General features: G+C 50.5%; 12 protein-coding genes. 5 read left to right on the forward strand and 7 right to left on the reverse strand.

The window, feature by feature from the left end; translation table 11 throughout:
- Positions 1-58: 58 nt before the first annotated feature.
- On the forward strand, positions 59-541 hold the full coding sequence (locus tag ACO0LH_RS04950) for a DUF1348 family protein (protein WP_422939923.1): 483 nt from the start codon (positions 59-61) through the stop codon (positions 539-541).
- On the opposite strand, the gene ACO0LH_RS04955 is transcribed toward ACO0LH_RS04950, so the two are convergent.
- The 5 genes from ACO0LH_RS04955 to ACO0LH_RS04975 all read right to left on the reverse strand — a co-directional run bounded on the left by ACO0LH_RS04955 (position 511) and on the right by ACO0LH_RS04975 (position 5,070).
- Positions 511-1,725 (reverse strand): acyltransferase family protein, encoded by a 1,215-nt coding sequence (locus ACO0LH_RS04955; protein ID WP_422939924.1) that lies wholly within the window; start codon positions 1,723-1,725, stop codon positions 511-513. The two genes, ACO0LH_RS04950 and ACO0LH_RS04955, sit on opposite strands and share 31 nt — an antisense overlap.
- Positions 1,726-1,854: 129 nt before the next feature.
- Complete coding sequence (locus ACO0LH_RS04960) at positions 1,855-2,559, reverse strand: LytR/AlgR family response regulator transcription factor (RefSeq protein WP_422939925.1); 705 nt, start codon at positions 2,557-2,559, stop codon at positions 1,855-1,857.
- Positions 2,556-3,662 (reverse strand): sensor histidine kinase, encoded by a 1,107-nt coding sequence (locus ACO0LH_RS04965; RefSeq protein WP_422939926.1) that lies wholly within the window; start codon positions 3,660-3,662, stop codon positions 2,556-2,558. The genes ACO0LH_RS04960 and ACO0LH_RS04965 overlap by 4 nt, the downstream gene beginning before the upstream one ends.
- Before the next feature lie 22 nt (positions 3,663-3,684).
- Positions 3,685-4,620 carry a LysR substrate-binding domain-containing protein gene (locus ACO0LH_RS04970; protein WP_422939927.1) on the reverse strand — a complete coding sequence of 312 codons (936 nt, stop codon included), beginning with the start codon at positions 4,618-4,620 and terminating at the stop codon, positions 3,685-3,687.
- Positions 4,621-4,623: 3 nt separating this feature from the next.
- The gene (locus ACO0LH_RS04975; protein ID WP_422939928.1) at positions 4,624-5,070 is read right to left on the reverse strand and encodes an Lrp/AsnC family transcriptional regulator; all 447 of its coding nucleotides are present in this window, start codon (positions 5,068-5,070) and stop codon (positions 4,624-4,626) included.
- 126 nt (positions 5,071-5,196) lie between these two features.
- Here ACO0LH_RS04975 and yedA point away from each other — a divergent pair, with 126 nt between their 5' ends.
- Positions 5,197-6,087: a drug/metabolite exporter YedA gene (gene yedA, locus ACO0LH_RS04980; RefSeq protein WP_422939929.1), complete on the forward strand. Its 891-nt coding sequence runs from the start codon at positions 5,197-5,199 to the stop codon at positions 6,085-6,087.
- A 48-nt stretch (positions 6,088-6,135) separates the two neighbouring features.
- Here the strand turns inward: yedA and ACO0LH_RS04985 are convergent, their stop codons facing one another.
- Positions 6,136-7,185, reverse strand: a complete 1,050-nt coding sequence (locus ACO0LH_RS04985) for a GGDEF domain-containing protein (RefSeq protein WP_422939931.1) — start codon at positions 7,183-7,185, stop codon at positions 6,136-6,138.
- Positions 7,186-7,535: 350 nt separating this feature from the next.
- Here ACO0LH_RS04985 and ACO0LH_RS04990 point away from each other — a divergent pair, with 350 nt between their 5' ends.
- Positions 7,536-8,156, forward strand: a complete 621-nt coding sequence (locus ACO0LH_RS04990) for a methylamine utilization protein (protein WP_422939932.1) — start codon at positions 7,536-7,538, stop codon at positions 8,154-8,156.
- 40 nt (positions 8,157-8,196) lie between these two features.
- On the forward strand, positions 8,197-10,560 hold the full coding sequence (locus tag ACO0LH_RS04995; protein ID WP_422939933.1) for an EAL domain-containing protein: 2,364 nt from the start codon (positions 8,197-8,199) through the stop codon (positions 10,558-10,560).
- Between the two features lie 4 nt (positions 10,561-10,564).
- On the opposite strand, the gene ACO0LH_RS05000 is transcribed toward ACO0LH_RS04995, so the two are convergent.
- Complete coding sequence (locus ACO0LH_RS05000; protein WP_422939934.1) at positions 10,565-12,274, reverse strand: diguanylate cyclase domain-containing protein; 1,710 nt, start codon at positions 12,272-12,274, stop codon at positions 10,565-10,567.
- Positions 12,275-12,568: 294 nt separating this feature from the next.
- Here ACO0LH_RS05000 and ACO0LH_RS05005 point away from each other — a divergent pair, with 294 nt between their 5' ends.
- Positions 12,569-13,720 (forward strand): tetratricopeptide repeat protein, encoded by a 1,152-nt coding sequence (locus ACO0LH_RS05005; RefSeq protein ID WP_422939935.1) that lies wholly within the window; start codon positions 12,569-12,571, stop codon positions 13,718-13,720.
- Positions 13,721-13,804: the final 84 nt, after the last annotated feature.

The following is a 13,804-nucleotide window of genomic DNA, read 5'->3' on the forward strand; positions in this document are numbered from 1 at the left end:
AAGTCAGGCGTGCGCATTTACCCGCTAAAACAATTTTTGACAAAGAAAGATCACACCCATGACTCAGGCAATGGAAGGACAGCGTCCACCTTTCCCGCCGTTTACTTTGGAAACCGCCATACAAAAGGTCCGCATGGCAGAAGATGGCTGGAATAGCCGTGACCCTGACAAGGTGGTGCTGGCCTATACCATCGATACGGTATGGCGCAATCGCCATGAATTCCCGTTGGGTCGCGAACAGGTGCGTGAATTTTTACAACGCAAATGGGCGGCCGAACGTGAGTACCGGCTCATCAAGGAATTATGGGCTTTTCGTGACAACCGCATTGGCGTACGTTTCGCTTATGAAAGCTGTGATCACGCAGGCAACTGGACACGTTCATATGGCAATGAAAACTGGGAATTTGCTGAAAATGGCCTGATGCACCGCCGCCTGGCCAGCATCAATGATGTACACATCACTGAAGAACAGCGTCTGTTCCACTGGCCACAAGGGCGACGGCCTGACGATCACCCCGGACTGAGTGACCTGGGTTTATAAGACCATCCAAACCCCAGGCCAAACAGCGGGCGCAGAAAAAACAGGCGACGTATCAGTTCATAGCTGATGAAGCAGCTTGCGCCTGTCAGCACGATCAGCAGGATGCCTTCGCTTAGCGCAGGCAACGCCAGGGGTTTCAGGCTATGCGCCATGATGACGATATAAGTCTGATGCAGGATATACACAGGAAACACTGCCTGCGTCAGATAGCGCCTTGCCGGGCTGTCAAAGTTCAGGTACACACGTGCATAACCACAAGCGGCGATGATGGCACTCCAGGCCATGCTGACCCAGACTGCCCGCTGAAACATGATCAGCCATTGTCGCGGGCTAGCATCGTCGAAACTGAAATAGATAATGAGGAAGAGCCAGCCGCAAGCAGCTATCTTCAATGCCGTCCAGCGCAATGCAGCAAGCTCTTGCCAGAAATTGTCTGCATTCGCGATCAATGCCCCAAACAGGAAGACAAACAGGTAGCATGCATGGTTATACCAGTCGGCAAACAAGCCATTATTGGGTGGAAAGGCACTGAACAAGCCCATGCGCACCAGCGCCAGATACATGACAGGCAGTACCAGTATGCGATAGCCATGCATGTGTTTTTGCAAGGCAGTACGGGCGGCCTGGAACCACGCAGGCCGGAAAGCCACTAACAGCCATAACAGCACGCTATATACCCAGATGTAGGCGACAAACCAGAGGTGGTTCCAGGTTGGCAGGCTCAATACTTTGCCATCAATCTTGAAACCCTTGTAGGCATGCAAATAAAGCTGCATGAAATCGCCATAGCTGCCAGCATAAGACAGTTTCTCAACGACTTCCAGATAGGCTTGCGGCGGCACGATAATGACCATGCCAAAAATCAGGGGTAATAACAGGCGCACCGTGCGGTTGCGCAAAAAGCTGCCAGGCTGTGATTTCTCCAGCATGAAGGCCGACGCCACGCCAGAAATAAAAAACAAGAGGCTCAAGCGCCAGGGACTGCTGAGCATCATCAAAGGCTGGATAGCCGAACTGGCGTGCGGGCTTTTGACATGCCAGCCCCATTCCACATAGTACATACCCACGTGGTAGAGGATGAGCATGAAAAAAGCGATGATTCTGACCCAGTCGAGAAAATACAGGCGTGAATCAGACGGTCTTGTCGCAGACAGACTACTGACAGTGAGGTTTGGCGTAGACATGGATTTGACTTTGGCATGAATGTGAGCACAGCACAAAGACTAACTTCCAGGCCAACACCTGACGAGAAAAATGTGGCCGGGTGGGTGTAAAGCGGGGTGAAACGGATATGCGCGGTAAACTGTGAGATATCAGGCCAGTTTTGCTAGCTCCAGCATGACATTTTCACGGTACTGACGGCTGCAAGGCAAGCTGATGCCGCTGCCGAGCAGTAGTTCGGCATCGCCCTTTTGCACATGACTGACTTGTACGATCTCATAAACGCGCACGACATGACGCCGGTGGCAGCGTACAAAGCCTTCACCCAGCCTTTCCAGCAAACCGGACAAAGTTTGTCGCATCATATGCTGCTCTTGTGCCGTATAAATCACGACGTAATTGTCGGCGGCTTCCAGACGTATGATGTCTGCTGGCTTGATGACAATGACACGGCCTTTTTCATTCAACAATAAATGCGCTTGTGCAGAGATTTTCCTTGATGTAGCCCGGCGCTCAGCTACTCTTTGCATTGCCCGTAAAAATCGGGTTTCATCATAGGGTTTGAGCAAATAGTCGACGGCATTTGCATCAAACGCCTGCAGGGCAAACTGGTCATAGGCGGTAACAAAGACAATCAGCGGTAACGGAGGATGCAGTTCACTGGCGACGGTGATGCCATCCATTTCCGGCATCTGGATATCCAGAAAAACCAGTTCGGGTGTGTTAGTAGCAATACTCGCGAGTGCTTCCCTGCCGTCCCTGGCTTCAAACACGCTGGCATTAGCGACATGCTCTGCAACCAGGCGTTTCAGTTTATCCCTGGCCGGGGCTTCATCATCAACGATCAGAATTTTCATGGCAATTGTTTTCCATGTTCATGAGCAGTTGACAGCGGCACACGCATTTCTGTCAGCACACCGGCAGGTGCCAGGGCACTTAATTGCAGACTGGCTTTGTCCTGATACAAGACTTGCAGGCGCTGGCGCAGATTGCTGATCCCCACCCCTGAATTGCTGACACCGGTTGACATGGCCGCGGGCAGTTTTCCAGCATCATCCTGAATGCGCAGCACCAGTTGCGCGCCTTCACTTTTCGCACTGATATGTACCCGTGTCAATTGCGTGCGTTTTTCCACAGTATGTTTGAAGCTGTTTTCAAGTATGGTTTGCAGGCTCATGACTGGTATGCTTGAGGCCAGTACGTCATCAGCAATGTCCCAGCTTAACTCTACACTGTCAACAAATCGCAGGCTCATCAGGCGCGCATAGGCGTGCAGTAGCTGCAACTCGTGACGCAGTTCGGTTTCTGCGTGCTGGCCCAGATCCATGCTGGCCCGCAAGAGTTCAGCAATCTGGCTCAAGGCAGTATCAGCCAGTTTCACATCGGTATACATCAGGGATGAAATAGTATTGAGGACATTAAACAAAAAATGCGGCTGCATTTGCTGGGTCAGCCTTTGCAATTGCGCCTGTCTTAACAGAGCCTGAGATTTTTCAGCATTTTCTTTTTCTTCCAGCAGCGAAGCATAAGATTGCAGGCCAAACACAACGACGTAGAAAATGCCAAAGAACAGGAAAATCTTGCTGCATTCGTAAACCAGCACCTGACCCCAGTTTTCATGATGATAGCTCAGTCCCAGCAAGGCATATACCAGATTGCGCAGGCCATAAACAGTAAGAACAAATGCAATCGACATCAAGGGCAAACGCAGTATTTGTTGCAGGAACCATTTACGCGGGGTTTGTAATAACACCCTGTCGGTCAGTCTGCGTCTTTGCAGTAACAGCAAACCGGTGCCAACGATAGCGGACGAGCTTTCCCAGAATACGGGTTCCCAGATATGCTTGCCACCATTCTTCAGATGATCCTGGATGGCCACGGCAACCATCAGCGCCCAGAACAGTAACCATCCGGCCAGCAAGGGAAATTTCATCTGCTTCCAGAATTTTTTATTATTCATCGACTCATTGTTATTCATCATATCAAGGCACCAGATTGCTAGTGCCCTGCCATTTCCCGCTCTGGCTTAAATCCCTGGTCAACTCCAGCACTAGCTTCTCCACCGCCATGGCAGCGTTGGTCAAAGGAATGTTTTTCGATGCACACAGAGTCACCGTACGCGAAAGCTTGACATCATTGATGGGGCAGGCACGCATTTCGCCACGCTCGATTTCGGCCAGCAAAGGCGAAACCGGCAAGATCGTCGCCCCCATGTCTGCCAGCAAGGCAGATTTCAGAATCGCGATCGACGTAATATCAATCACACGTTCTATATGCTGACCGTGCTGCCGCACGACCTGTTCTATACGTGGCCTAACGCCGTGCTGTATGCTCGGCAAGATCAGGGTGGCCTGCAAGGCTTGCTCAAGACTGATGGATTTGCGCTTGCAGGCAAATTGCGAATCACTGCGCGTGATATACATCATCTCTTCTTCGACCAGCGGTTTGGTAGCGAAGCCACCCAGCTGCCCGTCATCAAACAATATTGCCAGATTCAGACGGCCTGATCGTAACTGCTCGGTCAGATTACCCGTCAATTCTTCAGTGAGTTGAAAAACGATATCAGGGTAAGCCGCACGTACCGCTTTCAGCATGGGAAAAGCCAGTGCGCCCGATGCGCTTTGCGGTATCCCCAAAGCCACGGTACCACTGGGTTTGTCCGTAGACTGGGCGACTGCCGATTTGGCATCATTGACTTGCTTGAGGATGGCTTGCGCATGTTCATAAAACAGCTTGCCCGCATCAGTAGCCTGCATGCCCTGTGCAGAACGGTGCAACAGCTGTGCGCCCAATTCTTCTTCAAGCTGCTGCAATTGCTGGGTCAGTGCCGGTTGTACGATATGCAGTACGCGGGCAGCGCGCGACAGGGAACCATGATCGACGATGGCGACAAAATAACGTAGTTGGCGCAGTTCCATTTTTTACTCTAGCGGTTTGATGGCTCGTCGTTCTATCGACGACGATAAAATCAGCGAAGTTGAGGTCACACCACAACGCGCCAGGCTGGTAATCACTCTTTCAAGTTCGCGCACGGACGACGCCACCACCTTGACGATGACGCAATCTTCGCCGGTAATCGCATGACATTCAACCACCTCCGGCACTTGTTCAGCAAGCTTGAGCACTGGCGTATCAGTAGCACGGCTGGCAATACGTACAAAAGCAGTAATACCATAACCCAGCGCTTCAGGATTGACGCGGGCGTGGTAGCCAGTGATGACATTGGCCGCCTCCATGCGCTTGACCCTTTCGGCCACGGCAGGCTGACTTAAATGGATGCGGCGACCTATCTCGGCCATCGTCACCCTGGCATCGGCCTGCAAAATTTCCAGAATTTTGCCATCCATCATGTCCAATTCAAGCTTCATGGAAAAACCTCTTATTTTCAGTTAATTCAAAAGAAATGTACCTGATTTACCTTTGAATTGCCATTCAAAATACCAAGTGACTGACATACACTAATGTTCCAAAACTCTTCACCTGCGGAAATTTTCATGCGCCACCTGCCACGACCAGTCCTGTTTGCTTTACTGACGGTATATATCGTCTGGGGCTCCACCTATTTTGCTATCCAGGTGGCGTTGACTGCTTTTCCGCCGTTCATGATGATAGGCACGCGCTTTCTGGTGGCAGGTGTGATTTTGTATGTCTGGCAAAAATTACGTGGCGCGCCCAACCCCACATTGCGTGAATGGCGTGACGGTGGCATCGTCGGTATGTTGATGCTGGGCGGCGGTACCGGACTGACTGCGGTCGCGCAACAATATGTGTCTTCAGGCCTGACCGCGGTGTTCATTGCCTGTTCGCCGATGATTTTATCGGGCTTGTCGGGTTTGTTTGGCGACTGGCCAAAACGCCGCGAGTGGACTGGTATCTTGTGCGGCTTTGCCGGTGCCCTGTTACTGGCATCCGATGGGCAGTTTTCAGCAAAACCGCTGGGTATCCTGTTTTTGCTGGGTGCCATCCTGTGCTGGGATGTGGGTTCCATCCTGTCACAAAAGAAATTGAAAATGGCGGCAGGCGGTATGGGCTTTGCCAGTGAAATGCTGATAGGTGGCCTGTTTTTGTTCATCATCAGCAGTCTGAAAGGTGAACACCTGACTGGTGAAGTGACTTTCAATGCGGTGGCGGCCTGGGCTTACCTCGTAGTGGCTGGTTCGCTGCTGGCGTTTACAGCCTATATGTATTTGCTGTCCAAGGTGCCGGCTGGCCTGGCTGCCAGTTATGCGTATGTCAATCCGGTAATCGCGGTGGGACTGGGTGTGGCCTTTGGTGGTGAGCATTTGTCCATGCGTGCCATGCTGGCGATGGCCGTCATTCTTGGCAGTGTGGTAATGCTAACCAGTGCGCACAAAAAGAAGAAAGAGCAAACTGTCCTGGAATGACGGACAGGAATCAAAAATAATCAGAGAAATCGGGGGAAGCCGGCAAAATCAGAAGAATTCAGCCGTATCGTTGGAAACTTCTGTATGCAAATCACCGCTGGCGACCAGGGCGTCATAGTAACAAGTGCGGTTGCGACCATTGCTTTTGGCGAAATACAGCGCCTGGTCGGCACGGCCGACGATGGCAACCGCTGGCTCAAATGGGTCTATACGGGCATAACCTATACTGATGGTCACCGTACCGACTTGCGGAAAATGATGCAGCTCTACATTCTGGCGGAAACGGTCAAAGATCATCTGCGCATCTTCTTGCGAAGTCGAACGTAGCAAGATCACGAATTCCTCACCGCCAAAGCGAAACAGGCGATCCGACGGTCGGAATGAGCTACGTAACAAATTAGCAATCAATATCAATACTTCATCGCCATACAAATGACCAAACTGGTCATTCACTCGCTTGAAATGGTCAATATCCAATACCGCCAGCCAGTGCTGGCGCTCGGGCTCATGGCTACGGCGCTCTTCTTCTTCGCGTTCAGCTTCGCTGCTGGCCTGCTGTTGCAGCGCACTATTACGTAAGACCTTGGAAAAATTATCGTCAAATGTCTTGCGATTGAGCAAGCCCGTCAAGGAATCACGTTCGCTGTAATCAAGCAGGTTCTGGAAATTGCGGTACACAATCAGCATGCCATTGACCACTTCCATGGAATTGGCGGTGTAATTGGCTGGTTTGTAGATTTCCAGACAGGTATGCAATTTTTCATTGATCCAGATCGGCAGCCAGATGATTTTGCCACCATCGATGGCATGCTCAATGACTTGCTGTTGCTGGGCGACGCCTTCTTTTAACTGAGGGAATTGTTCAATCGAATCATTTTGCGTGGGCGCAGCATGAGATTCGTCAGCCATGGCGACTGAACCTTCATGAATGACTATTTGCGGCTTGATAAAAATCTGCTGGCCGACAGAAACCACATCCAGAACACGGGCAGACTCAGCATTGGTCAATTGACGCAGAGCCGTAATCACTGAAATATTCAGTAAATCATGATCGCGGTGTCCGGTAATTTCTACCAGATGTTTTATGATTGATTCCATGCCCTGTATTCCTGCATATCCCTGCAAATTCCAGCATCAGGTGCTTCAAGAGGTATGACAAAACTAAGCTTGCCCTGTAGCACTTGGCTATCTTAATTTTGCAACTGCTCTATGTATCCAATAAGTATTAGTACAACTTGCTACCATGCAATGCGCACATTGCCCTTGTACAATAGTATAACAAGTGTAAGCCAGCGGCCACCATATAATCTGTAACCAGACATGACCTTAAACAAAATTTCACAAAACAAAATACGGTGGCAAAACGCGTGAAGCATTCTGCCACGTGCAGAACTAAAGTAATATAGAGCGAGATCATTTCAACCACATTTTTTTACAGGATGCACAATATGCGAAGCAAACAAAACGGTTTTTTCGCTCTTTGCCTGATCTATGTGGGCATGATGCTGGGTGCATCGGGCAACACCCTGGCCAGTTCTGTCATTCAGGTAGTCGACAATGCCGGGCAACCCGTACAAGATGCTGTGGTCTATGCGGAATTGGCTGGCGGGCCGGCCAGTACCAAATCAGCCAGTGCAGAAATCCAACAAAAAGACCGCAAATTCATGCCTTTCGTCACGGCAGTGCAAACCGGCACGTCGATTTCCTTCCCCAACAATGACACGGTAAGACATCATGCCTATTCGTTTTCACCGGCCAAACAATTCGAATTAAAACTGTATTCCGGCAAACCCGCGGCCCCCATTGTGTTTGATAAAGCAGGTACGGTGGTGGTGGGATGTAATATTCACGACCAGATGGTGGCTTACATACATATTGTGGACACCCCCTATTTCGCCAAAACAGATGCCAGTGGAACGGCACGTCTGCCGAATATCCCTGCGGGTAAATATGTACTTAAAACCTGGCACCCAAAACTGGCCCCAGGGGCGACCATACAGGAACAAAGCCTGCAAATCGATAATGGTACAGCACCAACTGTTGTCAAATTAAGCTACAAGGCCGCATAGCATCAGTTTTTTCTTCCATGTACTTCATTGAGGATCGTCCATGCGTTTGCATAGTTTGGAAAGCCGCGTCATTGCACTGTTTATCGGTTTGCTATTGACCCTACAACTCGCGGGTTTCTTTGCCATCCGTAACGCAATTGACAGCAATGCCAGAAATGCTGCTGAAACAAGCCTGAGGAACAATGAAAAACTGCTGTCACACCTGCTCGACCAGAACGCCAACAGGCTCATAGAAAGTGCCATTGTTTTAGCAAAAGAATATGCCTTTCGTGAAGCTATCGGTACCCATGATACGGAAACCATCGTCTCCACCCTGTCCAATCATGGCAAGAGGATAGGCTCGGACCTGACCATGCTGGTCGGGCTGGATAGAAAAATCACCGCGTCTTCCAGTGCCAACCTGAGCCACAGCCTGCAACAATCGGTCGCATCTTTGATACAGACGGCAGAAAAATCCGGCAGTGCAGCCAGTGCGGCAATTGTCGATGGCAAACCCTATCAGATGGTGGTCGTTCCGATTGAGGCACCCGTCACCATCAGTTGGGTCGTCATGGCGATTCCCATAGGCAAAGCCTTTGTGAACAACATGAGCGCCTGGTCGGAAATACAGATCAGCCTGCTGACGGCAAAGGAAAAAGGCCCCTGGGCAGTCAATATTTCTACCCTCAACGACGAACAGGCAGGGAAACTGGCCGCACAATTACCTGCTCCGGATCAGAAAATCAGCTATCTGCCCGCCATACAGATTGATGACGATCAATACAGCGCCCGCGTTATCAAATTGGCCCAGAATGAGCAATTCAGTACCATTGCCGTGTTGCAGTTATCTATCAGCCAGGCCGTTGCCCCGTATAAAGACTTGCAAAGAAATCTCCTGATACTGACCGTTTTCGGCGCTATTCTCGCCAGTATCGTCAGCGCCATTACCGCGCGCCGTATTGCCGGGCCGGTACGTCAACTGGCAGAAACCGCCAGACGCCTGGGTGCCGGTGATTACACGGCAGCAATCAATGTCAAACAAAAAGACGAAATTGGCGACCTGGCGCGCACGTTCATGACCATGCGCGACGGTATCGCGCAGCGCGAAAAAGAAATCAGCCGACTAGCGTACTGGGATACGCTGACCAATCTGCCCAATCGTGCCCTGTTTACAGACATGCTGGAAGAAGCAATCGCCAGCGCGCGCTCAAGAGAAAAATCCTGTTTCGTACTGATGATGGATCTCGACCGTTTCAAGCACGTCAATGACGTCATGGGTCACCGCTTTGGCGATATCTTGCTGAACCAGGTAGCCATCAGGCTATCGGCCGAACTGGGTGCGGGTGGAACCAAGCCAGCGCGCCTGGGCGGCGATGAGTTCGCCATCCTGTTACCTGACAGTACCAAGGAAGAAGCACAAGGACTGGCAGACAGAATCTTGCGCTCACTGGAAAAACCCATCTCCATCGAAGATCAGACCGTGGATCTTGGTGCCGGTATCGGTATTGCAGGTTTTCCCGAACATGCCAGCGATACCCAGACCTTGCTAAGCCGTGTCGAAGTAGCCATGTATGCGGCGAAACTTGGAAACAGTGGTGCCGTCATCTATTCACCCGACATTGACAAGAGCAGTCAGCAAAGTCTGTCCCTGCTCAGCGAACTGAGGGCCGCGCTGGAACAGCAGGCGTTTCGTCTGTATGTGCAACCCAAGGTAGATCTGGCATTTGGCAAGGTGATCGCAGTGGAAGCTCTGGTACGCTGGATACATCCGGAGCGCGGCTTCATCTTTCCCGATCAGTTCATCCCCTTTGCTGAACAAACCGGCTTTATCCGGCAACTGACGCACTGGGTCATGAATGAAGCTGCACGTGTCTGCCATGCCTGGAACGAGGTCGGTCTGAACCTGAAAATTTCAGTAAATATTTCCACCCGCGATTTGCTTGATCAGGACTTGCCAGGGAAATTCGCGCACATCCTGCAACAACATCAGGTCAGTGCAGCTTCTTTTTGCCTGGAAATTACCGAAAGCGCGATCATGGACGACCCGGTACGCGCCTTCCAGACACTGGACAAGTTGCATGCAATGGGGCTGGATTTATCGATCGATGATTTTGGCACTGGCTATTCTTCCCTGGCCTATCTGAAGCGTCTGCCAGTTGATGAACTGAAAATCGACAAGTCTTTCGTCCTGAAAATGGAAAAAGATATTGATGACACCAAGATCGTCAAATCCACCATCGATCTTGGTCACAACATGGGCTTGCGCGTGGTTGCTGAGGGCGTGGAAAACATCGAAGTCATGCATCTGCTGAAAGAACTGGGCTGTGACCAGGCACAAGGCTATTACATCAGCAAACCCATGCCCTCAAATGATTTGCCTGACTGGCTGGAGAAATGGCAGCAAGCCAATCCGCAAAGTGCATAGCAGGCTAAGCCAGATGCATCTGGCCTGACTTGCGATCACGCTTGCGGTTGTACATGCGGCTATCGGCTATTTTGATCAGCCGCACATAATCTGCCCCATCTTCCGGAAAACTGGCCCAACCTATCGATACACCGACACTGACGACGACATCCTCCAGTGCAATGGGCTGTTCAACGATGCTACAAATTTTCTCGACCATATTATTGATGTCTATGGAATGCTTGGTGTCTTTCAACAACAGGACAAATTCATCACCACCGTAGCGTGCCACTTCATCAGTATCGCGTATCGCAGAACGCAAACGCGCAGCAATAATCACCAAAGCCTTGTCGCCGGCATCATGCCCGTGGTTATCGTTAATATACTTAAAGCGATCAAGGTCAACAAACAGCAAGGTAAAACCCTCGACACTACCTGGATGCGCTGCTGCCTGCTTTTGTAAATAATTGATTTGGGCAAACAGGGATTCGCGGTTGGCTACCTGCGTAAGCTTATCGAAACGCAGCTTGTTTTCCATCTCAAGAAAAGTCTGTGCCAGAGTACCGATTTCATCAGTGCGCCGGATTTGCAAACTGGGCATGGGTTCTCCATTGCCAAATTTTTCTGCTGCGGAAGTCAGCTTGCGTATATCGCGTATCACCCTTTCGACAATGGTGAGGGCAATGGTCAAGGCAAAGATGATACAAGCCAGCGCAATCACCATGCTTTGTAAGAAACCCTGGTTGATGCTGCTCATGAAATCAGCGCGCGGTACGGCAACCACGGTGACCCAGTTCAGGCCCTGGCGATTGCCCAAAGGTGAAACGGCAACATCAATGGTGCCGCTTTCCAGTTCCATGGTCTGGGTAGCGGTCGTGCCGGGTTGTGAATTTCCAAGCTTGCGGAAAGTCTCATTGATCAATGAGGTTTTCATGTCGACGGCGCGCATGCGTTCTGGCTTGCCATTCACCGTCCTTTCGGGCAACTCCTGCCCCGACGTGGCGACGATATAACCTTCTGCATCGACGATATAGGCCACGCTGTTCTTACTGATTTCAAGCTTGCGCAAGAACCCGGATAACTCTTTCAAGGTCACATCCGTTGCCACGACACCGGCAAATTCATGGTTTTTTTGATAGACCGCTTTTGCCAGCGTAATGGTCGGAAAATGAAAAGAAAAATTATTGTAGATCTTTGACCAGACCGGCTTTTCCGAATCTTTCGCGATCTGATACCAGGGCCGCGAGCGAGGGTCGAACTGGTCGGTACGTAATAATTCGCTGCGGTCACCGATCTGACTCACCCGAAAGACCTGGCGTTCATTGCTATCCGGTTCACGCCAGAACAATTGCACCATCTCTTTTGAAATCCGGTAAATCCCGACAAATCGCCCATCCTTGCCGCCAAAATAGACATAATTATTCACGTCCATGAACAGACCGCTAGCCGCCCAGAATTTTTCTTCCAGTGCCCGCATGTCGGTAGAAAAAGCCTGCTCTCTAGGCATATTGCCGGCACTGGGCGCAACCGATTCCAGTGCAACCAGTGCGCCATCAAGGTGTTTTTCGGTCGCATGGTTAATGCGATTCGTCATGTCGACCAAAATACGCTGGGTCAGTGTATAGACGGCATCGGTCCCGGCCTTCATCGAGACCCAGGCTATCGCACCGGACACACCAATCACCAGAACGGTAATTGGAATTACCAGCTCGCGACGTAAAGACGAACGACTCATAGTCAAATCAGATTCAAAGCGAAATCAACAAATTACAGATTAATGCCAGGATACGCAAGATGAAGCAAAATCACGATGCCGCCAATCCCGATTTTTTGGAAGAAAAACAGGCTTTTCAGTATATACCGTTAAAAATTGTTAAAACCAACTTCTGCTGCAACACAGAAATTAAATCTTGCGTATTGTGGTAGTTGACCTGGCCAAGCTTCATAAAAATCTTGGCTTTTCATCCATTCCTTTTCGCAATTGATTGGCTTGTTTTTGGAAAATTTTCTTCGAAGCAAGCAGCATACTATGGACTTATACGCCACAGATAGTGAAGTTACCCAGTTAGAGCTGCGCCTGACAGAAATGGTGGCGCAAGAACAACTGAGTGAACTGCTGACGCTGGCATGGCATTTACGACAACGTGATAGCAGACGGGCGCTGGTTTTATGTGAACGTATCAGCAAACTGCTCAATACTTCCGCCAAATCAGAAACCGACAAAGCCCTGCTTTATCTGCGCATGCAATTGATCAGGGCAGAAGAAAAATGGCTGCACGCTGATCTTGATGCCGCCGCCGCCGTGGTGCAGGCCATACTCAGGCACCCTGACGTGCATTTGGATCCAGCCTGTCTCAGTGATGCACATCGCATGCTGGGATTTGTTTTCTCGGATCAGGGCAAGCATGTAGAGTGTGATATCGAGATGGCCATATCGATAGATGAGGCTAGCAAGGCCGAAGACTATCTGCGTAAAAATTGCACCGCAGCGGCACTGGCAAGAATTGCAGTCTTGCGTGACAAGCGCCTGGCGAAATCTTATTTTGATCGCTATTTCGAATCACGAAATGCGCAAAAAGATATTCACCCCGGCTTATCGGCTTTGACCAACGATTTTCTTGGCCTGTATGCAGGCCTCAATAATCAAATCGCCGATTCAGTACAGTTTCTGACTAAAGCCTATGAATTTTGCCTGCAATCCGGGCAAATCCGGCGCGCCATTCTGACCGCCGCCAATATTGGTTACACGTACAACGCAGCGAATGACTACGAAGCTGCACTGGAATGGCTGCAAAAAGCCCTGGTGCTGGCAAAGCCAACGGGCTGGTCACCCAGCATAGGCAATTGCCTGACGCAAATCGGTGATACCTTACGCAAAATGGGCTCGCTTGATGCGGCCGAAAAAATGCTGCATGAATCCCTGGAACAGCTGGCCAGCCTGACGAATTCGCGCAATTATGCTCTCGCTATCAGCGTGCTGGCCGATGTGGCTTTAGACCGTCGCGACTATCATCTTGCACTTAACCTGTTCACCCAACTGAGCTTGCTGCCCGGTGCACAAGAGCAGGCAGACTTGCAGGAAACCGCCAGTCTCGGGCAAGCCAAAGCACAGTCCAAGCTGAAACTGGAACCACGGGAACAGGCCGTCAAACAAAGCAGTTCTTTAGCGACAAAGCGTTAAACTTCTTTTCTTCTTGCCCACAGCCAATAAAAAAACAGACCGCACGTTATAGAATCACTGATGTTGATTTGCAGCAAAAATCCC

This window comes from Undibacterium sp. TJN19 (assembly GCF_049339485.1).
GTDB lineage: Bacteria > Pseudomonadota > Gammaproteobacteria > Burkholderiales > Burkholderiaceae_D > Undibacterium.

Bases quoted from the DNA above. Each gene is read 5' to 3' on its own strand.
- ACO0LH_RS04960 (WP_422939925.1), bottom strand. From the start codon at position 2,559: ATGAAAATTCTGATCGTTGATGATGAAGCCCCGGCCAGGGATAAACTG.
- ACO0LH_RS04955 (WP_422939924.1), bottom strand. From the start codon at position 1,725: ATGTCTACGCCAAACCTCACTGTCAGTAGTCTGTCTGCGACAAGACCG.
- ACO0LH_RS04950 (WP_422939923.1), top strand. From the start codon at position 59: ATGACTCAGGCAATGGAAGGACAGCGTCCACCTTTCCCGCCGTTTACT.
- ACO0LH_RS04990 (WP_422939932.1), top strand. From the start codon at position 7,536: ATGCGAAGCAAACAAAACGGTTTTTTCGCTCTTTGCCTGATCTATGTG.
- ACO0LH_RS04965 (WP_422939926.1), bottom strand. From the start codon at position 3,662: ATGAATAATAAAAAATTCTGGAAGCAGATGAAATTTCCCTTGCTGGCC.
- ACO0LH_RS04985 (WP_422939931.1), bottom strand. From the start codon at position 7,185: ATGGAATCAATCATAAAACATCTGGTAGAAATTACCGGACACCGCGAT.
- ACO0LH_RS05005 (WP_422939935.1), top strand. From the start codon at position 12,569: ATGGACTTATACGCCACAGATAGTGAAGTTACCCAGTTAGAGCTGCGC.
- ACO0LH_RS05000 (WP_422939934.1), bottom strand. From the start codon at position 12,274: ATGAGTCGTTCGTCTTTACGTCGCGAGCTGGTAATTCCAATTACCGTT.
- ACO0LH_RS04975 (WP_422939928.1), bottom strand. From the start codon at position 5,070: ATGAAGCTTGAATTGGACATGATGGATGGCAAAATTCTGGAAATTTTG.
- ACO0LH_RS04970 (WP_422939927.1), bottom strand. From the start codon at position 4,620: ATGGAACTGCGCCAACTACGTTATTTTGTCGCCATCGTCGATCATGGT.
- ACO0LH_RS04995 (WP_422939933.1), top strand. From the start codon at position 8,197: ATGCGTTTGCATAGTTTGGAAAGCCGCGTCATTGCACTGTTTATCGGT.
- yedA (WP_422939929.1), top strand. From the start codon at position 5,197: ATGCGCCACCTGCCACGACCAGTCCTGTTTGCTTTACTGACGGTATAT.